A 21,892-nucleotide genomic window follows, 5' to 3' on the forward strand; every position below is an offset into this window, starting at 1 on the left:
CTCACGGGACGGCTCGTTAAAGGATGTCGATCGGGTGTCACCCTACCCCGGCTCCACCTCGTCGGCCCACGCGGCGTGCTCCCTGTTCGCCCAGTGGACGGCGACCCGCCCCGACCACATGCCGCGCAGCGCCTCGCCGTCGCGCAACGCGTAGGCGAGGTGGCCGAGCACCAGCAGCCCGAGCGCGAGCGCGGTCCAGTCGTGCACCAGGGTGGCGCCCGTGCGCCAGGAGAGCCGGACCAGCCCGGTGAACCACATGACGGTCCCGGTGCCGAGCAGCACCAGGGTCGCGCCGGCCGACAGGGAGGCGTTGAGCTTCTGTCCTGCGTTGAACTTCCCGACCCGGATCCGGCCGGAGCGGCGGTCCTTGCTGCGCAGCCACGCCCAGTCCGCGTCCGTGAAGCGGTTGAGCCGGCGCACGTCGAGCCGGTACGCCGCCGAGAGCGCGCCGAGCAGCATCGGCACCGGCAGCGCGAAGCCGCTCCAGACGTGGACGAGGGCGACGGTGTGCCGGTGGCCGACCAGCATCGCCAGCGAGCCGTTGTAGAGCACCAGTGCGGTGAGGATGCAGGCGGTCATCAGCAGGGCGACCGCCCAGTGGACGGCCCGCTCGGCGGCGCTGAAGCGCGCGACGCGGACGGTCATTCGCCGATGATCCCGTCGAGCGGGTAGCCCCGGTCCTCCCAGTAGCCCGGGATGGTGCGGTCGGTCAGCTCGATCTCGGAGAGCCACTTGGTGCTCTTGTAGCCGTACATCGGCGCCGCATAGATCCGCACCGGCCCACCGTGGTAGTGCGTGACGGGCTCGCCGTACATCGTCAGCGCGACCAGGACGTCGTCGCGCGCCTGCTCCAGCGTCATGTTCTCGGTGTAGACGCCGTCGAAGGACCGGAACCTGATCGCGACCGCCTCGGGCGACGGCGACGCCAGGTCCAGCAGGTGCGCGAGCCGCACGCCCGTCCACGGCACGTCCTCGACCCGCCAGCCGGTGACGCAGTGGAAGTCCTCGGTGATCGCGGCCTGCGGCAGCGACCGGAGGTCGGCGAGCGTGTACGTCGTGGGGGTGGCGACGAGCCCGGACACGGCGAGCGAGTACGACGCGGCGTCCACGCTGTCGATCGCGCCCGCGACGGAGTAGTAGCGGAACGTGTTGCCGATCGGGATGTACTGCGAGAGGCCCGTCGGGTCGCGCATCTGCACCGGCGCGAGGGCGCGGCTCAGCCCCTGCTGGACCGTGCTCCCGGTCACGACGCCGACGGCGCCGAGGCCGAGCAGACCCAGCACGACACGGCGCCCGACCGGGGTGCCGTCGAGCTCGGCACTCCGGGGACGCTCGGGCCGTCCGGGCACCGCCTCACGGCCTCCGGCCGCGGACGCCGACCACCGCCAGCGCGAGGCCGACGAGCACGGTGATCGGGCCGATGATCGACCAGGTGGTCGTGCCGCTCATCGAGCTGCCCTCGAGGACGTCGAAGCCCTGGAGCGTCCAGACGACCCCGGCCGCCACGAGCACCACCCCGACCACGACCCACAACGGCTTCGCCATGGCTCCACTCAACCACCTCGGTGGTCAGCGGCCCCGGACATCCGCCGGGCCGACTACTCCAGGTCGATCAGCACCTTGCCGACCGCGCCCTGCTCGACCGCGTCGTGGGCGGCCGCCGTCTGGTCGAGGGGGTAGTGGTGCAGCGGCAGCCCCGCGTCCTCGCCCACCCGGAGCGCGCCCGCGGCGACGGCGGCGGTCACGTCTTCGACGGCGGCCCGGACCAGCGCGTCGTCGAGCGTGTAGAGGATGAGGAACTGGAAGCGGAGGTTCTTCCCGAACGCCGCGCGCAGCGGCATCGTCATCTCGTCGCCACCGTTGTTGGCGTAGATGCTGACCAGCCCGTGCACCTTCACGACCTCGAGGTCGATGCCGATGTTCTGGGCCGGCGCGACCTCGACGGCGATGTCCACGCCCTCGGGGGCGATCGAGCGCACCGCCTCGACGACGTCCGCCGCTCGGTAGTCGACCGTGTGGTGCGCGCCGGCCGCGGTCGCGAGCGCCGCCTTCTCCTCGCTGCTGACGGTCGCGACCACCGTCGCGCCCGCCCACCGGGCGAGCTGGATGGCGGCGTTGCCCACCGCCCCCGCCCCGCCGGCGACCAGCACGGTGCGACCGTCGAGAGCGCCGGGCCCGAGGCGGTCCGGACCGGCCTCGCTCGCGGTCAGCGCGCGGTGCGCCGTGACCGCAGGGACACCGAGGCTCGCGCCGAGGTCGAAGTCGGCGTTGTCGGGCAGCGGGACGACGTGGCTCGCGGGCTGCACGGTGTGCTCGGCGGCGGTGCCGTGGGCCACGCCGTGCTGGCCGAGCACGAGCCAGACGCGGTCACCGACCCGCAGGCCGTCGACGCCCGGACCGACAGCGTCGACGTAGCCCGCGCCGTCGTGGCCGGGCGTCACCTCCTCGAAGCCGCGCATCATGCCGGCCCGGAACTTCCAGTCCGTGGGGTTCACGCCCGCGCGGACCAGCCGCACCCGCACCTCGCCGGGCCCGGGTTCGGGCAGGTCACGGTCGACGACCTGCAGGACGGACGACGGACCGGGCTCGCGGTAGACGACGGCGCGCATGTCGACCAGAAGTCCTACAGGCCCTCCGCCATTCCCGCGCACGCCCGGAGCCACTGCATCCGGGTGTGCTGGGACAGCTGGTTGTAGGGCACGACCGACCCCGCGACGAGCGCCGGGTCGTAGGGGACGCGGTAGACCCCGCGGGTGCGCTGCTCGTAGACGTCGACCAGGTCGGCGGCGAGCTTGGTGTCGACGGTGGCGGAGGGGTCGGAGAGCACGGTGACCGTCTTGTGCTTGAGGTCCTGGTAGCCGGCGTCCTGCAGCGCGTCGAGCATCCAGAGGCCGCTGTAGCCGGTGTCCTCGCGGATCGTGGAGGTGACGACCAGCAGGTCGGCGGCGCCCGCAGCGGCGAGCCAGTTCTCGGCCCGCATGTTGTTGCCGGTGTCGATGAGGATGATCCGGTAGAAGCGCTCGAGCAGCTTGTGGATCGCGTCGAAGTCCGACGCGCGGATGGTGCCGGTGACGTCCGGGCGCTCGTCGGAGGCGAGCACGTCGAAGTGGGCGTCGCCCTGGGAGCGCACGAACGCGCCGAGGTCGCCGATGCGGGACTGGTAGACGTCGGTGAAGCGCTCGAGGTCCTCGAGCAGCTCGCGGGTGGTGTTGCGGTGGCTGCCGCGGGTGCCGCGGATGCCGAGCGTGCCGCGGGTCTCGTTGTTGTCCCAGGCCACCACGCCGCCGCCCCGGACCGTGCCGAAGGTGTAGCCGGCGGCGAGCACGCCGGTCGTCTTGGCCGCGCCGCCCTTGGGGTTGATGAACGCGATCGTGCGGGGGCCGTCGAAGTCTCGCTGGATCGCGCGCCGGTCGTCCTCGTAGGCGCGCTCGTCGGGACCCATCTGCGGGGAGATCAGGCCACCGCTCCACCGGCGGACCTTGCCGCGCCAGCCCCAGGTCGCGGGTCCGTGCTGCTGGTCGGCGTCGCGCCGGTCGAGGAAGTCGGTGGCGCTCATGAAGCGCTTGAGGTCGGCCGGGTCGGCCGCGGGCTCGGCCGCCTGAGGAGGGGCGGCAGGCGGACCCGCCGGAGCCGCCGCCGGAGCCGCCGTCGGGGGCGCGGCGGGCGGCGCTGCCGGGGGCGGCGTGCTCGGGGTGAACGACGGGGGTGGCGAGGTGGGCATCGGCGCCGCGGGCGCGGGCGAGTCGGCGGCGACGGGCGCCGGCGGGTCGAACGGGCCGGTCAGCGGGCCGCTCAACGGGCCAGTCAACGGGCCAGTCAGCGGGTCGTTCAGGGGGTCGCCCAGGGGGTCGCCGTAGCTCGCCTGATCGCGGCCGCCTGCGGTGCCCGTGCGGGCCTCGCGACGCGCGGCGTACGCCGCGAAGTCCTCAGGCGTGTAGAGCCGGTCGCTGGTGTCCTCGTCAGGACGCGCGCCCCCGGAACCCCGAGCTTCCTGCGACATCGTGTGTCCCCCTTCGACAGCAGGACCGTCCTGCTAGGGAGGTACTTCCCCGATTCGGTCCTGTCACACACGCCCCAGACGCTGTTTTCGGCTGCCATCATGAGCCATGCCGCTCTCGACTCGCCGAGCGCTCCTCGGCGCCGGTCTCGCCGGTGGCGCCGCGCTCGTCGTCGGCTGCGACGACGACGCCGAGCCCCCGGGTCCGGCGGTCGCGACCGCTGCGCCGTCCGCCCCGCCGGCCGAGCTCACGGTCCCCGACTTCGACCCGGGCGACTGGGCGTCCGTGCGCGCCCAGTTCCCGCTCGACCCGGACGCGGCGCAGTTCGCGGCGTTCGTGCTCTCCCCGCACACCGCGCAGGTCGACGCCGCCGTCTCCTTCCACCGCGCGCAGCTGGGCTGGGACACCGAGCAGGCGCTGCTCGACGGCATCGAGCTCGAGGACGCCGTCCGCGCGGCCGCGGCGGCGTACGCCGGAGGCGCGGCGGGCGAGTACGCGCTCACCGACAGCACCACCATGGGGCTCGGCATCGTCTACGGCGGCCTCGCCCTGACCGCGCGCGACGAGGTGCTCTCGACCACCCACGACTTCTTCTCGACCGAGGACGCGCTGCGGCTGCTGACGCTGCGCACCGGCGCGCGGGTGCGTCGGGTCAGCCTCTACGACGACCCGGCCGCCGCCACCGTCGACGAGATGGTCGACCGGCTGGTGCGCGGGCTGACGCCGCGCACCCGGGTCGTCGCGATCACCTGGGTGCACTCCAGCACCGGCGTGCGCACCCCGGTGCGCGAGATCGCCGACGCGCTCCCGGACGGCGTGCTGCTGTGCGTCGACGGCGTGCACGGGTTCGCGGCCGTCGACGTCGACCTCCCGGACCTGGGCTGCGACTTCCTCTCCGCCGGCACCCACAAGTGGCTCTTCGGCCCGCGGGGCACCGGCATCGTCTGGGGCCGCAACTGGGGGCCGCTGACCGAGATCATCCCGTCGTTCACGCCGCAGGGCCCGGCCGGCCGGCTGACACCGGGTGGCTACCACTCCTTCGAGCACCGCTGGGCGCTGGCCGAGGGCTTCGCGTTCCAGCAGCGGATCGGCCGGGCGGCCGTGGTGGAGCGCACGGTCGAGCAGGCCACGCGGCTCAAGGAGGGGCTGGCCGGCAGCGGCGTCACCGTCGTCACTCCCCTGGACCCCGCGGTCTCGGCCGGGATCGTGTGCCTCGACGTCCCCGGCACGCCGCCCGGCAACGCGGTGCTGGAGCTGCGCGAGCACGGCGTCGTGGCGAGCGCGACGCCGTACGCCACGTCCTACCTGCGGCTCGGCCCGAGCATCGTGACCAGCCCCGACGAGGTCGACGCGGCGGTGGCGGCGGTCTCAGGACTCGTCTGACAGGTCCGCGAGGGCGGTCTCGATCGCGCGGTGGAAGGTCGGGTACGCGTAGATCATCGTGCGCAGGGTGGCGACCGGCACCGCGGCATGGACCGCGACGGCCAGGAAGCCGAGGATCTCGCCGCCCGCCGGACCCACCGCGGTGGCACCAACGAGGACACCGCGGTCGGCGTCCTCGACCACCTTGATCAGGCCGTGGGCGCCGGCCCCGTGGGTGAAGCCCCGCGAGGACTGCGCGAGGTCGGCCTGCCCGGTGCGCACGGTCAGCCCGGCGTCCCTGGCCTGCCGCTCGGTGAGGCCGACGCCGCCGACCTCGGGGTCGGTGAACGTCACGTGCGGGACGGCGTGGTAGGTCGCCGACTCGCCGCCCTGGTCGAGGATGTCGCGCAGCGCGACCGCCTGCTGGTACATCGAGACGTGCGTGAACGCGCCGTGCCCCGTCACGTCGCCGATCGCCCAGAGGCCGTCGCCGGCGCGCAGCCACTCGTCGACCTGGAGCGAGCGCGCCGTGGGGTCGAGGCCGACGGTCTCGAGGCCGAGGTCGTCCAAGTTGGGCGTCCGACCGGCGGCCACCAGCACCTTGTCGGCGCGCAGCTGCTCGCCGGAGTCGAGGTCGAGGGCGAACGCGCCGTCGGCGTACGCCGCACGCTCGAGCTCGACGCCGGTCAGGACGCGGATGCCCTCCTCGGCGAAGACCCGCGCGAGCAGCTCACCGGCCTCCGGCTCGTTGGCCGGAAGCAGTCGCGGACCGTGCTGCACGACGGTCACCCGCACCCCGAACCGCGCGAAGACCTGCGCCAGCTCGCAGCCGATCGGCCCGCCGCCGACCACGACCAGCGCCCCGGGCAGCTCGGTGAGCCGGACCGCGTCGCGGTTGGTCCAGTACGGCGTGTCCGCGAGGCCCTCCACCGGCGGCAGCGCGGGCCGGGTGCCGGGGTTGACCACGACGCCGCGGCGGGCGGCGTAGGTGACGACCTCGCCGTCGGCGGTCTCGACCGCCACCTGCCTGGGGCCGGAGAGCCGGCCGGTGCCGTGGTGCACGGTCGCCCCGGCATCGGTCAGCCGGTCGACGGCGATGGTGTCGTCCCAGTGGGTCGTGGCGTCCTCGTCGAGGCGGCGCGCGACCGTCGACCACGCGGGGCTGATCGTCGCCTCGCCAGCGACGGCCGCTGCGCGGCGCACCTCGGCCACCAGGTCGCTGCCGCGCACCATCATCTTGGTGGGGATGCAGCCGTAGTAGGGGCACTCGCCACCCACCAGGTGCTTGTCGACCGCGACGACCTCGAGCCCGGCCTTGGCCGCGCCCGTCGCGAGCGCCTCACCGCCCGGGCCGGTGCCGATGACGACCAGGTCCACCTCGTGCTGAGTCATGGACCCAGCCTAGGAGTCAGACCAGCGTCGCCTTGTTGCGCAGCACCGCGCCGAGCACGCCGTTGACGAACTGGGGCGACTCGTCGGTCGACAGCTCGGTCACGAGCGCCATGGCCTCGCTGATCGCGACGGCGTCGGGGACGTCGTCGGTCCAGAGCAGCTCCCAGACGCCGAGCCGCAGCACGTTGCGGTCAACGGCGGGCATCCGCTGCAGGGTCCAGCCCTCGGCGTACGACGACAGCACCTCGTCGATGCGGGCACGGTGCTCCTCGACCCCCCGCACCAGCGTGACGGTGTAGTCGTTGGTCGGCGCCTCGCCCTCGGCGATCGCCCGGTCCAGCGCCTCGGTCGCCGTCTCGCCCCGCAGCTCCGCTGCGAAGAGGACGTCCAGCGCGCGCTTGCGCGCCTTGGTGCGAGCCGACATCAGTTCTTGACGCGACCCATGTAGGAGGAATCGCGGGTGTCGACCTTGACCTTCTCGCCCTGGTTGATGAAGAGCGGCACCTGGATCTCGTGGCCGGTCTCCAGGGTGGCCGGCTTGGTGCGCCCGGTCGCGGAGTCGCCGGCCAGGCCGGGCTCGGTGAAGGTGATCTCGAGCTCGACCGACGCAGGGAGCTCGATGAAGAGCACGCGGCCCTCGTTGGTGGCGACGACAGCCTCCTGGTTCTCCAGGAGGAAGTTCGCGGCGTTGCCGACGATCTCGGGGCTGATCTCGATCTGCTCGTAGTCCGTCACGTCCATGAAGACGTAGGAGCTGCCGTCGTTGTAGAGGTACTGCATCGAGCGGCGGTCGACCGTCGCGGTCTCGACCTTGGTGCCGGCGTTGAAGGTCTTGTCGACGGTCTTGTTGGACTCGACGTTCTTGAGCTTGGTGCGCACGAAGGCGGGGCCCTTGCCCGGCTTCACGTGCTGGAACTCCACGACGGCCCAGAGCTGACCGTCGATGTTGAGGACCATGCCGTTCTTGAGGTCGTTCGTCGTTGCCATGCGCGCGTGTCAGCCTTCGTACGTCGGGAGCGTCTGGGGGTGCCGCCAGCGGCAGGCACCAACGCGCGAGTCTATCGGCTGGGCGCACGCGGCACAGAATCCGCTACCCGAGCGCCCACACGATCCGCACCGTGACCTTTCCCTCCTCGCGGCCGGCCCGGATCGGGACGTCCGAGGCTCTCCGGTAGGCCAGGGCGGCGTCGGGCACGACCGGCGTCGGCACGGGCACGGCGCGCACCTCGCGCAGCGTGAGCACGTCGCCGAGGTCCTGGCCCGACGCTGCGGCGTACTCCTCCGCCTTGGCGCGGGCCTCGTCGACCGCCGCCGTCCGGGCCCGCGCCATCACCGCGTCGGCGTCGCTCACCAGCAGCCGCAGCGAGTCCACGCGGACGTCGTTGCCGCCGGCCTCGACCGCTGCGCCGACGGCGGCACCGCCCTCGCTGAGCGGCTGCACCAGCACCCGGGCGCGCTGGGAGACCCGGTAGCCGACGATCGTCGGCGGGTCGTACGGGTGGTACGCGTAGACCGGGTCCATCGACAGCCCCGTGGTCTGCAGGTCCCGCTCGTCGACGCCGTGCTCCACGAGCGCCGCCTGCACCCGCGCCATCGTCGCGTTGGCGGCGGCGAGCGCGTCGTCGAGGTCGGGTCGCGTCACGTGCACGTGCGCGGTGAAGCCCAGCCGGTCGGGCACCGCGCTCGCCTCCCCCGTGCCCGTCATCGTCAGCTCCCGAGGCGCCTGCGCGGGCGCCCGCTGGTCGTCGGCCGCGGCGGGTGCGGCCGGACCTCGGCCGCCGAGCAGGTACGCCGCCACCAGCGCGACGGCCACGAGCACGACGAGGAGCAGCGCACGGGTGCTGAGCGTGTTCGAGCGGTCCATGGGAGGTGGGACGCGACGACCTGCCGACCGGTTCCGCCCCCAGCCGGCGCCATGACCCGAAGGTGTCATGCCCCGACCCTGGGACGATCCCTACCGTCGGGGCATGAACACCCTCAAGCAGCAGTGGGTGGGCGCCTCCATCGGGCTCCTCGCCCTCTTCGTCGCCCTCGGCGGTCCGGCAGCGGCAACGCACGCGGCCGAGAAGGTCTCGCGGGTCGTCATCACCGGCAAGCAGATCAAGGACGGGTCGATCGCGACCAAGGACCTCAGCAAGAAGGCCCGGGCGGCACTCCGTGGCCAGACCGGACCAGCAGGCCAGCAGGGACCCGCAGGCCCGCAGGGCGAGCGGGGCGTCGCCGGGCCGCCCGGGCCGGTCGACGGCGTCCCGGCCGGTGGCGACCTCACGGGCACCTTCCCGAACCCGCAGCTGGCGGCCGGCGCCGTGGGGATCGCGGAGACCGGCGTGGTCCCGGCCGTCCGGATCACCGCCTCGGGGACCGCCGTCCCGAACGACACGATCACGACCGTGAACTGGGCGAGCGGGCAGCAGTACGAGACGGTGGCATCGATGTACGACCCCGCCGAGGGCACCCGGCTCGTGGCGCCCGTGAGCGGGCTCTACCTCGCTCACGTCTCGATCGGCTTCAACCCCAACGACGTCGGCGTGCGCGCCGCGGCCATCGCGACCAACGGCAGCAACAGCAACCCGGCCTGCTTCGACCGGCGGTCGGCCGCGTCGCCCGCGCTCTCGACGTTCGTCAACGCCACGTGCGTGGTGCGGCTGAACGCCGGCGAGTTCGTCACCGCCACGGTCACCCAGACCTCGGGCGGCACGCTCGGGTTCAGCGGCTTCGAGTCGATGTCGCTGACCTGGATCGGCCGGCTGGCGTGACGCTCAGGCCCGCGCGAGGACCTCGAGCGCCATCCGGTAGCCGTCGATGCCGTGCCCGGCGATGACCTCGACGGCGTACGGCGTGACCACGGACGTGTGCCGGAACTCCTCGGGCCGCTGGTGCGGGTCGGAGATGTGCACCTCGACGAGCGGCGCGGTGAGCTGAGCGCAGGCATCGAAGATCGCGTACGAGTAGTGCGTCCAGGCCGCGGCGTTGAGGACGACGGGAAGGCCGTCGTCCGCGGCAGCGTTGAGCCAGTCGAGCATCTGGCCCTCGTGGTTGGTCTGCCGCACCTCGACCTCGAGCCCGAGGTCGGCGCCCCAGCCGGTGCACAGCTCCGCGAGCTCGGCATGGGTGGTGTGGCCGTAGATCTCGGGCTGCCGCTTGCCGAGCCGCCCGAGGTTCGGGCCGTTGAGGACGAGCACCTTCGTCACGCGTGACCTCCGATCGCGGCGTAGGCCGCACGCAGCACGCCCTCGTCGGGTCCGGCGAGCACCGCCGGCGTCGCGAGGTCGTGGAGCACCACGAAGCGGAGCAGGTTGCCCCGCGCCTTCTTGTCGATCCGCATCGCCGCGAGCAGCGTGTCGAACGGAGCACCGGCGTACGTCGTGGGCAGCCCGACCCGCCCGAAGGCGGTCCGGTGCCGCTCCACCACGTCGGGGACGAGCAGCCCGGAGCGGCCGGCCACCTCAGCGGCGTAGACGCAGCCGATGGCGACCGCCTCGCCGTGCCGGATGCGGTAGTCCTCGGTGCGCTCGATCGCGTGCCCGAGCGTGTGCCCGTAGTTGAGCACCTCGCGCCCGGGGTGGCCGCCGACGCCGCCGGCCTCCTTGAGGTCGGCCGCGACGACGCCGGCCTTGACCCGGACCGCCCGCTCGACCAGCTCGCGCAGCGCTGCCGACCCGGAGGTGAGCTCGGCGGGGTCGGTGCCCTCGACGATCTCCAGGATCGCGGGGTCCGCGATGAAGCCGCACTTCACCACCTCCCCGAGCCCGGCGACCAGCTCCGCACGGGGCAACGTCTCGAGCGTGGCGAGGTCGCACAGGACGCCGGCGGGCTCGTGGAAGGAGCCGACGAGGTTCTTGCCGGCACCGGTGTTGATCCCGGTCTTGCCGCCGACCGCGGCGTCGACCATCGCGAGCAGCGTCGTCGGCACGTGCACGACCCGCACGCCGCGCAGCCAGGTGGCCGCGACGAAGCCGCCGAGGTCGGTCGTCGCGCCGCCGCCGTAGGTCACGACCGCGTCGGAGCGCGTGAAGCCCGCCGCGCCGAGCGCCTCCCAGCACGCCGCGGCGGTCGCGGCGGTCTTGGCGGACTCGCCGTCCGGGATCGGGAGGTCGAGCACGTCGTAGTCGCCGAGGAACGCGAGGACCGGAGCGGCCGCCAGGCCCGCCGGGTGCACGACCGCGACCCGGGACACGCCGTCGCCGAGGAGACCGGGCAGGCGGTCGAGGTCGCCGTCGCCGACGACCACGTCGTACGGCGCGGGTCCGGCCACCGTGATCGTCGTGCTCATGCGGTGGCCGCCAGGGCGGTCAGGATCTCCGTGGCGACGTCCTCCGCCGTCCGCCCGTCGGTCTCGACGCTGAGCGTGGCGACCGACTCGTAGATCGGGGTGCGCTCGTCGAGGAGCGCCTTGATCCGGCCGCGCACGTTGCCGAGCAGCAGCGGGCGCGAGCTGCCGAGCCCGACCCGCTTGACCGCGTCGGAGAGGCCCACGCGCAGGAACACCACGTCGTGGCCCGCGAGCAGGTCGCGGGTGCCCGGGTCGAGAACCGCTCCCCCGCCCAGCGACAGCACGCCGTCGTGGGTCGCCAGCGCCTCCGCCACCGCCGCGCGCTCGAGCGCCCGGAACGCCGCCTCGCCGTCGTCGACGAAGATCTCGGAGATGGTGCGGCCGGTGAGCGCCTCGACGTCCTGGTCGGTGTCGCGCAGGCGCCGGCCCAGCGCGTCGGCGACCAGGCCGCCGACCGTCGTCTTGCCGGCGCCCATGGCGCCGATGAGGACGATCATCGGTAGCGCAGGGTGTCGAGGTAGGACACGGCGTTGCGCCGGGTCTCCTGCACCGAGTCGCCGCCGAACTTCTCGAGCACCGCCTCGGCCAGCACCAGCGCGACCATCGCCTCCGCGACGATGCCGGCCGCGGGCACGGCGCACACGTCGGAGCGCTGGTGGTGGGCGACGGTGCCCTCGCCGGTGGCGACGTCGACGGTGCGCAGGGCGCGCGGGACCGTGGCGATCGGCTTCATCGCCGCCCGGACCCGCAGCACCTCCCCCGTGGACATGCCGCCCTCGGTGCCACCGGAGCGGCCCGACGTACGCCGGATGCCCTCGGGCGTCGCCACGATCTCGTCGTGCGCCAGCGAGCCCGGGGTGGCGGCGAGCTCGAAGCCGTCGCCGACCTCGACGCCCTTGATCGCCTGGATGCCCATCAGCGCGCCGGCCAGCCGGGCGTCGAGGCGGCGGTCCCAGTGGACGTGCGAGCCGAGGCCCGGCGGCAGGCCGTGCACGACGACCTCGACGACGCCGCCGAGGGTGTCGCCGTCCTTGTGCGCCTGATCGATGCGCTCGACCATCAGCTTGCTGGTGTCGGGGTCGAGGCAGCGCACCTCGTCCTCGTCGAGGCGCGTCACGTCGTCGGCCGCGGGCCAGGAGCCGGAGGGCGCCCGCACGCCGCCGAGCTCGATGACGTGGGAGACGATCCGGGCGCCCACCGCCTGCTCGAGGAAGTTGCTGGCGACCCGGCCGAGCGCGACCCGGGCCGCGGTCTCCCGGGCGGAGGCGCGCTCGAGGATCGGCCGGGCGTCGTCGAAGTCGTACTTCTGCATGCCCACCAGGTCGGCGTGCCCCGGCCGCGGCCGGGTCAGCGGTGCGTTGCGGGCCAGCGCCTCGAGCTCGACGGGGTCGACCGGGTCGGCCGACATCACCTTCTCCCACTTGGGCCACTCGGTGTTGCCGACCTGGATCGCGACCGGTCCGCCCTGGGTCTCGCCGTGCCGGACGCCACCGACCAGCGTGACCTCGTCCTGCTCGAACTTCATCCGGGCACCGCGGCCGTAGCCGAGGCGGCGGCGTGCCAGGGAGTCGGCGATGTCGTCGGAGGTGACCCGGACATGGGCGGGCAGCCCCTCCAGGATCGCGACCAGGGAGGGGCCGTGGGACTCGCCCGCGGTCAACCAGCGCAGCATGCGTGCAGTGTTTCACGGCCGGTACGGCGCGGTGGACGCCTCACCCGAGGGCGAGATGGGGCGCCAGCGCGATGCCGCCCAGCGCGCCGACCAGGAGGAACGGGCCGAACGGCAGCGCGTCCCGCAGCGCCGCACGCTGCCGACGGCGTACGGCGCGGCCGATGCCGACCAGCGCGAACAGCACGAACGACGCGTAGAAGCCCACCAGCCACTCCGCCGTCCCGAGGACTCCGAGCTCAAAGCCGACCAGCGTCGCGAGCCGGACGTCGCCGTAGCCCATCCCGGCGGGGTGGAGCCACCAGAGCGCATGGAAGGCGACCAGAGACGCCGCTCCGGCGACGGCGGCGCCGATGATCGTCGCCGCGTCGCCGTCCGCCAGGGCCGCCACGCACGCCAGGACGGCGGCGACCGCGAGGCTCGGCCAGATCAGCCGCGTGGGCAGCAGGTGCGTGTGCCAGTCGATCAGCCCGAGCGCCACCTGGACGGGGACGAGCGGGAGCAGCACCAGCAGCGCCCAGTCCCACCCGAGGCACCCGCCGACGACCGCACCGGCGGACGCGCTGAGCGCCGCGCCGCGCCACCACAGACCGGGCTCCGCCCCGACCTCGCCGGCCGGGCCCGGAAGGCGGCGCACGAGCGCCGGGACGCCGAGCCCGGCCACCCCGCACCCGAGGGCGGCCGCCCCGGCGACCGCCGGGTCGAAGGTCACCGGGACGCCTGCCGGGCGGTCAGCTCCGCGACGCCCGCGTCGCGCATCGCCTCGAGCGGGCCGGGGGCGCCGGTGAACATCTCGAACTGCAGCACGGCCTGGTGGACCAGCAGGTCCAGCCCGGAGACCAGTGGGCGCTCCCCCGCGGCGGCCGCGAGCGGGGTCGGCCACGGGTCGTAGAGGGCCTCGAAGACGACGGGTACGTCGGCGCACCGTGCCACGAGGGCGGCGTCCTGCGCGGTCGCCGGGATGGTGGAGACCACGACCTCTCCGTCCACCTCGCCGTCCGCGAGCGTCCCCACCTCGACCGCGGGACCGGAGGGGTGCGCCGCGATCGCCGAGGCGGCTCCGGTCGCCCGGTCGGCGCGGCGGGCGAGCAGCCGCACCCGGCGGGCGCCGAGGTCGCAGAGGGCGAGACCGGTGGACGCGGCGGTCGCGCCCCCGCCCAGGACCGTGCCCGCGGTGACCGGGCCGTCGTAGCGCTCCCGGATCGCGGCGACCGCGCCCGGCAGGTCGGTGTTGTCGGCGAGCACGGGGCGGCCCTGCTCCAGCAGCAGCGTGTTGGCGCCGCCCGCGAGCCGGGCCCGCGGGCTGACGGTCGGCGCCAGCCCGAGCGCCAGCCGCTTGAGCGGCATCGTCAGCGACAGCCCGCGCCAGTCCGCCTCGAGCCCGTCGAGGAAGTCCGCGAGCTCCTCCGCACCGACCCGCACCGCGTCGTAGGCGACGTCGGTGAGGCCGAGCGCGGCGTACCCCGCCCGGTGCAGGACCGGGGAGAGCGAGTGGGCGATCGGGTCACCCAGGACGGCGCAGCGCATGCGTCCGCTCAGCAGCGGTCGGACTGCGTCGCGCAGTACTCGTCCAGCTCCTGCTTGAACTGGAGGAACTCGTCGTAGGAGTCGGTGAACTTGGTCTCGCCGGTCTTCAGGTCGGTGGTGACGTAGAAGAACCACGGGCCGTCGGCGGGAGCGGCCGCGGCCGCGATCGCGTCGTCGCCGGGGGCCTCGATGGGCGTGGGCGGGAGACCCTTCTGCTTGTAGGTGTTGTACGGCGAGTCGGCGACCGACTCGATGTCGTCGGTGGTCAGCCGGGCGACCGTCGGCCGGTCGAGGGCGTAGTTGACCGAGGCGTCCACCTGCAGGAAGCCCGCCGTGGGGTTCGGCTCGATCTCGAGCCGGTTGTAGATGACGCGAGCGATCTTCGGCATGTCGTCGCCGCGGCCCTCGGCCTGCACCAGGCTGGCGACCGTCATCAGCTCCTGCGGCGTGTAGCCGAGCTCGGCGGCCTTCGCCTCCAGGTCCGCGTCCTGCGCCGCCTGCTTCCAGCGGTCGACCATGTCGGTCAGCATCGACTTCGGCGTCGCCTCGGGGCCGAAGTCGTAGGTCGCGGGGAAGAGGTAGCCCTCGGGGTTGCCGCCGGCGTAGTCGGGCAGGCCGAGCTGCTCGGGGTTCGCCAGCACCTTCTCGAAGTCCTTCTTCGAGAAGTCGGTCTGCTTCGCGAGGACCTTCACGATGTCCTCGACCCGCAGGCCCTCGGGGATCGTGACCGTCGCCTTGACCATGTTGCTCGGGTCGACGAGCACCTCGACGACGTCGGACGCCTTCATCTTCTCCTGCAGCGGGTAGTAGCCCGCCTGGATGCTCTGGGAGTCCGGGTTCGCGGACGCCGCGTCGATGAACGCGTCCACCGACGCCACCACGCCCTGCTCCTTCAGGTTGCGACCCATCGCCGCGACCGTGTCACCCGAGGCGACCTCGAAGGTCACCTCCCCACTGCCGGGGCCGGGGTAGTCCTCCGCCCCGGAGAACTGGTCGCCGAGCTTGTCGACGCCCCAGGTCACGGCGAAGTACAGGCCGCCGACGACGACCGCCAGGGCGACGAGCACGGCCAGGCAGCCGGGGATGCTGCGGCGCCTCTCGCCCCGCCGGCGACCACCCTCGTACGTCGTCCGCTCGTCCGGTCCGGCCTCCTCGTCGAGGAACTCGGTGGACTCGTGGTCCGTGTCGTACTCGTCGGTCATCAGCTGCTCTCCTCGAGGATCTCCCCCGGCGCGTTCCCCGTCGTGCGCTCGGTGTCCAGTGCGTGCTGCAGGATGAAGACGGCAGCGGCCTGGTCGACCACAGCTCGCCGCTTGCCCCCCTTGCGGCCCTGGTCGCGCAGCATAGCCTCCGCCGACACGGTGGTCATCCGCTCGTCGACCAGCCGCACCGGCACCGGCGCGACCCGGCGGGCCAGGCCCGCCGCGAACTCGCGGACCTTCGCGGCCGCGGGTCCCTCGCCACCCGAGAGCGACCTGGGCAGGCCGACGACGACCTCGAGGACCGTCGACTCCTCCGCCTCGGCGGCCAGGATCGCGGCGATCCGGGCGAGGTCGCCCTTGCCCCGCCGGACGGTCTCGACCGGGCTGGCCAGGAAGCCCGAGGGGTCGCTGCGCGCGACCCCGATCCGGGCGTCACCGGGGTCGATGCCGAGTCGTACGCCGTGGCGCACGCCTCAGGCCCCCACCTTGCCGACCTCGGTCGTCACGACCGCGAGCGCCTCGTCGATGCGGGAGGCATCGGTGCCGCCACCCTGCGCGACGTCGGCCTTCCCGCCGCCCTTGCCGCCGACGAGCGGGCCGACGGCGCGGACCAGGTCGTTGGCGCTCAGGCCGCGGGCCTGGGCCTCGTCGTTGAGCGCGGCGACCACGGCGACCTTGCCGTCGGCGGCACCGATGATCACGACGACACCGGGCTCATCCTGCGGCAGGCGACCGCGGACGTCGAGCGCCAGCGTGCGCACGTCGCCGCCGCCCGCGCCGTCGGCACGGTGCGCGACCACGTTGACCGGCCCGACCTTCGCAGCGCCGGCCGCGAGCTCGCCACCGGCGGCCAGGAGCTGGCCGACGCGCACCTTCTCGATCTCCTTCTCCGCGGCCCGGAGCTTCTCGACGATGTCGTGAACGCGCTCCGGCAGCTGCTCGGGGCGCACCTTGAGCGTCTCGGAGAGCTGGTTGACCAGCACGTGCTCGCGAGCGAGGAAGCGGTAGGCGTCGCTGCCCACGAGGGCCTCGACCCGGCGCACGCCGGAGCCGATGGACGACTCGCCGAGCAGCTTGATGACGCCGAGCTTGCCGGAGCTGCCGGCGTGGGTGCCACCACAGAGCTCGCGGGCCCAGTCGCCCACGGAGACGACGCGCACCTGGTCGCCGTACTTCTCCCCGAAGAGGGCCATCGCGCCGGAGGCGACCGCCTCCTTCTGGGTCATGATCTCGGCCTGCACGGCGAGGTCGTCGAGCACGACGTCGTTGACCCGCGCCTCGACGTCGGCCATCACCGACGCCGGGACCGCGCCGGTGGCGGAGAAGTCGAAGCGGAAGCGGCCCGGGGCGTTCTCCGAGCCAGCCTGCGTCGCGGTCTCCCCCAGCGCCTCGCGGAACGCCTTGTGCACCATGTGGGTCGCGGTGTGGGCGCGCGAGATCGAGCGTCGCCGCTCGAGGTCGACGGCCGCGTGCGCGGCGAGGCCCGCCGCGACCTCGCCGTCGAGGACCCGGGCCTTGTGCACGATCAGGCCGGTGACCGGCGACTGCACGTCGTAGACCTCGAGCCGGGCGCCGTTGGCGAGCTCGATGACGCCCTGGTCGGCGAGCTGGCCGCCGCCCTCGGCGTAGAACGGGGTGCGGTCGAGCACGATCTCGACCTCGTCACCAGGACCCGCGGAGGCCACGACGCCGCCGCCGGCGACGATGCCGCGCACGCTGCCCTCGTCGGTCGTCGTCTCGTATCCGGTGAACTCCACGGGACGGCCCATCGAGTCCGCGACCTCGCGGTAGGCGGACGCGTCGCGGTGCTGGCCCTTCTTGGCGCGGGCGTCGTCCTTGGCGCGCTGCCGCTGCTCGTTCATGAGCCGGCGGAAGCCCTCCTCGTCGACGGAGAGGCCCTGCTCCGCGGCCATCTCGAGGGTGATGTCGATCGGGAAGCCGTAGGTGTCGTGCAGGGCGAACGCCTTGTCGCCGGAGAGCTGGCTGCCCCCCGCCTGCTTCACCTCGGTGGTCGCCAGGTCGAAGATCGAGGTGCCCGCGCGCAGCGTCTGCCGGAACGCGTGCTCCTCGGCGTAGGCGACGGTCGAGATCCGCTCCCAGTCCTGGTGCAGCTGGGTGTAGGTCTCCCCCATCTTGTCGCGGCTGATCGGCATCAGCTCGGGCAGCGCGGGGTCCTCGTAGCCCAGCAGCCGCATCGACCGGACCGCGCGGCGCAGCAGGCGGCGGAGCACGTAGCCGCGCGCCTCGTTGCCGGGCGTGACCCCGTCGGCGATCAGCATCATCGAGCTGCGCACGTGGTCGGCGACCACGCGGAACCGGACGTCGTCGTCGTGGTTCGCGCCGTAGCGCCGGCCCGACAGCTGCTCGGCCATCTGGATGACCGGGAACATCACGTCGATCTCGTACATGTTGTCGACGCCCTGCGTCAGGAACGCGACCCGCTCCAGGCCCATGCCGGTGTCGATGTTCTTCTTCGGCAGCGAGCCGGCGATGTCGAAGTCCTCCTTGGACCGCACCGCGCTGAGCTCGTCCTGCATGAAGACGAGGTTCCAGAACTCCAGGTACCGGTCCTCGGCGGAGAAGTCACCGTCGGCGCCGTACGCCGGACCACGGTCGATCAGGATCTCCGAGCATGGGCCGCCAGGTCCCGGCACGCCCATCGACCAGTAGTTCTCCTTCTTGCCCAGCCGCGCGATCCGGTCGTCGGGCAGACCGGTGATCTTGCGCCACAGCGCGACCGCCTCGGCGTCGTCGACGTAGACGCTCGGGTAGAGCTTGGCCTCGTCGAAGCCCCACCCGCCGTCGGCCTGCGACTTGGTGACCAGGTCCCACGCGAGCTCGATCGCGTGCTCCTTGAAGTAGTCGCCGAAGGAGAAGTTGCCGCACATCTCGAAGAACGTGCCGTGCCGGCTGGTCTTGCCGACGTCCTCGATGTCGGGCGTGCGCACGCACTTCTGGACGCTGGCCGCGCGGGTGTACGGCGGCGTCTCCTGGCCGAGGAAGTAGGGCTTGAACGGCACCATGCCGGCGTTGACGAACAGCAGGTTCGGGTCGTCGAGCAGCAGCGATGCGGACGGCACCGGGGTGTGGCCATCGCGCTCGAAGTGAGCGACGAACCTCCGGCGAATCTCCGCGGTGTCCATCAGTTGCTGCCTTCCTGCTTCGTGTGATCGGGGGTGTGATCCGGGGTCTGGTCGGTGGTGATCGCCTTGTGGCGACCGCCGGTGAGCTCGGGAGCTCCATGAGGCACGAGCCCGAGCTTCTCGCGCAACTCCGATTCCTTCTCGGCCCGGCCCTGGGCCACCTCGTCGCGGACCAGCCGCGCGCCCAGCTCGAGGGCGCCGACCCGGTCCTTGAGACCGTCGACCGTCAGCACCTCGGCCGCGCGCCGGCCCCGCACCATCACGTAGACGGCGGTGCCGGCCCCGGCGACGAACCAGAGCCCGCGTCTCATGCGGCCGAGCCCTCCCCGTCGAGGCCGGCCCGTTGCCGGGCCTGCCACTCGCGGCGCGCCTCGCGGGTGTCGGCCTTGCGCTGCTTGCGGGAGCGCCGGACCTCCCGCTTCATCTCGAACCAGACCCGGTTGCGGGTCTCCGCGTCCAGCGCGCGGCGGACGCCGTACGCGAGCGAGGCGGCCTTGACCACGGTCTCCCGCAGCACCAGGTCGGCGAAGAGCGCCGACCCGACCGGCGGCGAGGGTGTGCCGGGGTCGGTGGTCGGGCTGCCGAGGTCGGTGATCACGAACTCGGTCGGCTGCCGGGGCGGCTCCGCGCGGGTCAGCCGGCGCTCCAGGTCGGCCAGCCGGTCGCGCAGCTCGTCGGTCTCCGTGCGGGCCCGTGCCAGCTCACGCTCGGTGCGCTTCCTGGCCCGCACCTGGGCGAGCGCGAGCACCAGCGCGACCAGCGCCAGCCCTCCCGCCACCGCGGGCACGATCCAGTCCTGCATGATCACCGACCCTATCGCGGGGTGTCAGGAGCCGCGGATGAGGCGGCGGACGCGGTCCCAGCGCTCCTTGATCGCGGCCTCCGCCCCGAGGGAGGTGGGCTGGTAGTAGGCGCGGTCGAGGACGGTGTCGGGTGCGTACTGCTGCTCGGCGATGCCGAACGGCGCGTCGTGGCTGTACTGGTAGGTCGCGCCGTGGCCGAGCTTCTTCGCCCCCGAGTAGTGGGCGTCGCGCAGGTGCGGCGGCACCTGCCCGATCCGCCCGGCCCGGACGTCGGCGATCGCCGCCCCGATCGCGGTGGTGACCGCGTTCGACTTCGGGGCGACGGCGAGCGCGATCGTGGCGTGCGCCAGCGTCAGCTGGGCCTCCGGCATGCCGATCAGCTGGACCGTCTGCGCGGCGGCGACGGCGGTCGTGAGCGCGGTCGGGTCGGCGAGGCCGATGTCCTCCGAGGCCAGGATCATCAGCCGGCGGGCGATGAAGCGCGGGTCCTCCCCCGCCTCGATCATCCGCGCGAGGTAGTGCAGCGCGGCGTCCGCGTCCGAGCCCCGCACGGACTTGATGAAGGCGCTGACGACGTCGTAGTGCTGGTCGCCCTGGCGGTCGTAGCGGACCGCGGCCTGGTCGACCGCGGTCTCCGCCGTCGCCAGGTCGACGACGTCCAGGCCCTGGGCCGCCGCGGCGCCGGCCGCGGCCTCGAGGTAGGTCAGCGAGCGCCGGGCGTCGCCACCCGCGAGCCGCACCAGGTGCTCCAGCGCGTCGTCGTCGACCGCCGTCGCGCCGCCGAGACCGCGCTCGTCGGCGATCGCCTGGTCGAGCACCGCGCGGACGTCGTCGTCGGTGAGCGGCTGCAGCCGCAGCAGCAGGCTGCGCGACATCAGCGGCGAGATCACGCTGAAGAACGGGTTCTCGGTGGTCGCGGCGACCAGGGTCACCCAGCGGTTCTCGACGCCCGGCAGGAGGGCGTCCTGCTGCGCCTTGCTGAACCGGTGCACCTCGTCGACGAACAGCACGGTCTCCCGGCCCGTGGCGACGAGCTCCGCGCGGGCGCCGTCGATCGCCGCCCGCACCTCCTTGACCCCCGCCGACACCGCGGACACCTCCACGAAGCGCCGGTCGGTCTGCTGGCTGACGATCGACGCGATCGTGGTCTTGCCGGTGCCGGGCGGCCCCCACAGCAGCAGCGACATCGACTGGTCACCCTCGACCAGCCGCCGCAGCGGCGAGCCGGGGGCGCGCAGCTGCTCCTGCCCCACGAGCTCCTCGAGCGTGCGCGGCCGCATCCGTACCGCCAGCGGCGCTGACGCGTGCGTGTTGGCGTTCAACGAGCCGCCCCCGGTCCGCGGTGCGGAACCGGGGGCGTCGAAGAGTCCTTCGTCCACGCGCTCAGGCTAGGCGGTCGGTGGCGACGGCTCAGGCAGAGGCCATGGTCTTGCGCTCGAGGTCGAACCAGGTGTCGGCGAACCCGGGCTCGTTGGTCAGGTTGGCGGCCGGGCTCGCGCCGGCGTCCGGCGCCCCGGTGTCGTCGACCCCGAGCAGCGACGCGGTGACCGGACGGTCCGGGTGGTTGCCCAGCTCGCCGGCGAAGTGGCAGGCCACCTTGTGCCGCTTGCCGACCTGCAGCAACGGCGGCTCGACCCGGGCGCAGATCTCCTGCGCCAGCGGGCAGCGCGTCCGGAACCGGCAGCCCGACGGCGGGTTGATGGGGCTCGGGACGTCGCCCTGGAGGCGGATCCGCTCACGTCGACCGCCGATCGCAGCCTGCTTGACGTCCGGGACGGCCGAGAGCAGCGCCTGCGTGTACGGGTGGTTGGGACGGTTGTAGAGCGTCTCCCGGTCGGCGATCTCGACGATCTTGCCGAGGTACATGACCGCGACCTCGGGGCAGAAGTGCCGGACGACCGCGAGGTCGTGCGCGACGAACAGGAAGGAGATGTCGAACTCCTTCTGCAGGTCCTGGAGCAGGTTGATCACCTGCGCCTGGATCGACACGTCCAGCGCCGAGACCGGCTCGTCGGCGACCAGCAGCTTCGGCTGGAGCGTCAGGGCGCGCGCGATGCCGATGCGCTGGCGCTGACCACCGGAGAACTCGTGCGGGTAGCGGTTGTAGTGCTCGGGGTTGAGACCCACGATCTCGAGCAGCTCCTGCACCCGCGGCAGGATCTGCTTCTTCGGCACCACGTTGTGGATCGCCAGCGGGGTGCCGACGATCGTGCCGACCGTGTGCCGCGGGTTCAGCGAGGTGTACGGGTCCTGGAAGATCATCTGGATCTCCCGGCGCAGCGGCTTCAGCCGGCGCGCCGAGGTCTTGGCGATCTCGGTGCCGTCGAAGTTGATCGAGCCGCCGGTCGGCTCGTAGAGCCGGGTGACCATGCGACCGGTCGTCGACTTGCCGCAGCCGGACTCGCCCACGAGGCCGAGCGAACCGCCCTTGGGCACCTGGAAGGAGATGCCGTCGACGGCCTGCACGTTGCCGATCGTACGCCGGATCAGGCCCGAGGACTTGACCGGGAAGTACATCCTGAG

Annotated in this window: 24 protein-coding genes; 2 read left to right on the forward strand and 22 right to left on the reverse strand. The window is 73.2% G+C overall.

Annotated features, from left to right (window positions below):
* Positions 1 to 42: 42 nt before the first annotated feature.
* The 5 genes from HZF07_RS04810 to HZF07_RS04830 are packed head-to-tail and all read right to left on the reverse strand — an operon-like array spanning position 43 to position 4,000.
* A complete protein-coding gene (locus HZF07_RS04810) occupies positions 43 to 645 on the reverse strand; it encodes a cytochrome b/b6 domain-containing protein (RefSeq protein WP_157340030.1) in 603 nt (200 codons plus the stop codon).
* Positions 642 to 1,349: a molybdopterin-dependent oxidoreductase gene (locus tag HZF07_RS04815; protein ID WP_181644811.1), complete on the reverse strand. Its 708-nt coding sequence runs from the start codon at positions 1,347 to 1,349 to the stop codon at positions 642 to 644. Before HZF07_RS04815 ends, HZF07_RS04810 begins: the two co-directional genes overlap by 4 nt.
* Positions 1,350 to 1,353: 4 nt before the next feature.
* Positions 1,354 to 1,545, reverse strand: a complete 192-nt coding sequence (locus HZF07_RS04820; protein ID WP_157340031.1) for a hypothetical protein — start codon at positions 1,543 to 1,545, stop codon at positions 1,354 to 1,356.
* Between the two features lie 53 nt (positions 1,546 to 1,598).
* The gene (locus HZF07_RS04825; protein ID WP_157340032.1) at positions 1,599 to 2,609 is read right to left on the reverse strand and encodes an NADPH:quinone reductase; all 1,011 of its coding nucleotides are present in this window, start codon (positions 2,607 to 2,609) and stop codon (positions 1,599 to 1,601) included.
* A gap of 14 nt (positions 2,610 to 2,623) precedes the next feature.
* On the reverse strand, positions 2,624 to 4,000 hold the full coding sequence (locus tag HZF07_RS04830) for a MinD/ParA family ATP-binding protein (protein ID WP_157340033.1): 1,377 nt from the start codon (positions 3,998 to 4,000) through the stop codon (positions 2,624 to 2,626).
* Between the two features lie 106 nt (positions 4,001 to 4,106).
* Here HZF07_RS04830 and HZF07_RS04835 point away from each other — a divergent pair, with 106 nt between their 5' ends.
* Positions 4,107 to 5,381, forward strand: a complete 1,275-nt coding sequence (locus HZF07_RS04835) for an aminotransferase class V-fold PLP-dependent enzyme (RefSeq protein WP_157340034.1) — start codon at positions 4,107 to 4,109, stop codon at positions 5,379 to 5,381.
* On the opposite strand, the gene HZF07_RS04840 is transcribed toward HZF07_RS04835, so the two are convergent.
* The 4 genes from HZF07_RS04840 to HZF07_RS04855 form a co-directional block, all read right to left on the reverse strand.
* Positions 5,367 to 6,752: a dihydrolipoyl dehydrogenase family protein gene (locus HZF07_RS04840; RefSeq protein ID WP_157340035.1), complete on the reverse strand. Its 1,386-nt coding sequence runs from the start codon at positions 6,750 to 6,752 to the stop codon at positions 5,367 to 5,369. The genes HZF07_RS04835 and HZF07_RS04840 overlap by 15 nt on opposite strands.
* Before the next feature lie 16 nt (positions 6,753 to 6,768).
* Entirely contained in the window at positions 6,769 to 7,176 is a 408-nt protein-coding gene (nusB, locus tag HZF07_RS04845) for a transcription antitermination factor NusB (RefSeq protein WP_157340036.1), read from the reverse strand.
* On the reverse strand, positions 7,176 to 7,739 hold the full coding sequence (gene efp / locus HZF07_RS04850) for an elongation factor P (RefSeq protein WP_157340037.1): 564 nt from the start codon (positions 7,737 to 7,739) through the stop codon (positions 7,176 to 7,178). Before efp ends, nusB begins: the two co-directional genes overlap by 1 nt.
* Positions 7,740 to 7,842: 103 nt before the next feature.
* Positions 7,843 to 8,616 (reverse strand): SIMPL domain-containing protein, encoded by a 774-nt coding sequence (locus HZF07_RS04855; RefSeq protein WP_157340038.1) that lies wholly within the window; start codon positions 8,614 to 8,616, stop codon positions 7,843 to 7,845.
* A 103-nt stretch (positions 8,617 to 8,719) separates the two neighbouring features.
* On the opposite strand from HZF07_RS04855, the gene HZF07_RS04860 reads away from it, so the two are divergent.
* Positions 8,720 to 9,508 carry a collagen-like protein gene (locus HZF07_RS04860; protein ID WP_157340039.1) on the forward strand — a complete coding sequence of 263 codons (789 nt, stop codon included), beginning with the start codon at positions 8,720 to 8,722 and terminating at the stop codon, positions 9,506 to 9,508.
* Positions 9,509 to 9,511: 3 nt separating this feature from the next.
* On the opposite strand, the gene HZF07_RS04865 is transcribed toward HZF07_RS04860, so the two are convergent.
* Genes HZF07_RS04865 through HZF07_RS04925 form a run of 13 tightly spaced genes read right to left on the reverse strand, consistent with a single transcriptional unit; the run spans position 9,512 to position 21,886 of the window.
* The gene (locus HZF07_RS04865; protein ID WP_181644812.1) at positions 9,512 to 9,943 is read right to left on the reverse strand and encodes a type II 3-dehydroquinate dehydratase; all 432 of its coding nucleotides are present in this window, start codon (positions 9,941 to 9,943) and stop codon (positions 9,512 to 9,514) included.
* Complete coding sequence (gene aroB / locus HZF07_RS04870) at positions 9,940 to 11,025, reverse strand: 3-dehydroquinate synthase (RefSeq protein ID WP_157340040.1); 1,086 nt, start codon at positions 11,023 to 11,025, stop codon at positions 9,940 to 9,942. Before aroB ends, HZF07_RS04865 begins: the two co-directional genes overlap by 4 nt.
* Complete coding sequence (locus tag HZF07_RS04875; RefSeq protein ID WP_232523013.1) at positions 11,022 to 11,522, reverse strand: shikimate kinase; 501 nt, start codon at positions 11,520 to 11,522, stop codon at positions 11,022 to 11,024. Before HZF07_RS04875 ends, aroB begins: the two co-directional genes overlap by 4 nt.
* A complete protein-coding gene (gene aroC, locus HZF07_RS04880; protein ID WP_198346327.1) occupies positions 11,519 to 12,697 on the reverse strand; it encodes a chorismate synthase in 1,179 nt (392 codons plus the stop codon). The genes HZF07_RS04875 and aroC overlap by 4 nt, the downstream gene beginning before the upstream one ends.
* A gap of 40 nt (positions 12,698 to 12,737) precedes the next feature.
* Positions 12,738 to 13,406, reverse strand: coding sequence for a prepilin peptidase (locus tag HZF07_RS04885; RefSeq protein WP_157340041.1), 669 nt, complete (start codon positions 13,404 to 13,406; stop codon positions 12,738 to 12,740).
* Positions 13,403 to 14,221: a shikimate dehydrogenase gene (locus HZF07_RS04890; RefSeq protein WP_157340042.1), complete on the reverse strand. Its 819-nt coding sequence runs from the start codon at positions 14,219 to 14,221 to the stop codon at positions 13,403 to 13,405. The genes HZF07_RS04885 and HZF07_RS04890 overlap by 4 nt, the downstream gene beginning before the upstream one ends.
* Before the next feature lie 8 nt (positions 14,222 to 14,229).
* Positions 14,230 to 15,423: an endolytic transglycosylase MltG gene (mltG, locus tag HZF07_RS04895; RefSeq protein ID WP_157340043.1), complete on the reverse strand. Its 1,194-nt coding sequence runs from the start codon at positions 15,421 to 15,423 to the stop codon at positions 14,230 to 14,232.
* Positions 15,423 to 15,893, reverse strand: a complete 471-nt coding sequence (ruvX, locus tag HZF07_RS04900) for a Holliday junction resolvase RuvX (protein WP_181644813.1) — start codon at positions 15,891 to 15,893, stop codon at positions 15,423 to 15,425. Before ruvX ends, mltG begins: the two co-directional genes overlap by 1 nt.
* Before the next feature lie 3 nt (positions 15,894 to 15,896).
* Positions 15,897 to 18,566 carry an alanine--tRNA ligase gene (alaS, locus tag HZF07_RS04905; protein WP_157340044.1) on the reverse strand — a complete coding sequence of 890 codons (2,670 nt, stop codon included), beginning with the start codon at positions 18,564 to 18,566 and terminating at the stop codon, positions 15,897 to 15,899.
* Entirely contained in the window at positions 18,566 to 18,877 is a 312-nt protein-coding gene (locus HZF07_RS04910; protein ID WP_157340045.1) for a DUF6167 family protein, read from the reverse strand. The genes alaS and HZF07_RS04910 overlap by 1 nt, the downstream gene beginning before the upstream one ends.
* Positions 18,874 to 19,368 (reverse strand): hypothetical protein, encoded by a 495-nt coding sequence (locus HZF07_RS04915; RefSeq protein ID WP_157340046.1) that lies wholly within the window; start codon positions 19,366 to 19,368, stop codon positions 18,874 to 18,876. Before HZF07_RS04915 ends, HZF07_RS04910 begins: the two co-directional genes overlap by 4 nt.
* 24 nt (positions 19,369 to 19,392) lie before the next feature.
* Positions 19,393 to 20,748, reverse strand: a complete 1,356-nt coding sequence (locus HZF07_RS04920) for a replication-associated recombination protein A (RefSeq protein WP_309504503.1) — start codon at positions 20,746 to 20,748, stop codon at positions 19,393 to 19,395.
* A 31-nt stretch (positions 20,749 to 20,779) separates the two neighbouring features.
* A complete protein-coding gene (locus HZF07_RS04925) occupies positions 20,780 to 21,886 on the reverse strand; it encodes an ABC transporter ATP-binding protein (protein ID WP_434063456.1) in 1,107 nt (368 codons plus the stop codon).
* Positions 21,887 to 21,892: the final 6 nt, after the last annotated feature.

The sequence above is a fragment of the Nocardioides agri genome, assembly GCF_013778305.1.
GTDB lineage: Bacteria > Actinomycetota > Actinomycetes > Propionibacteriales > Nocardioidaceae > Nocardioides > Nocardioides agri.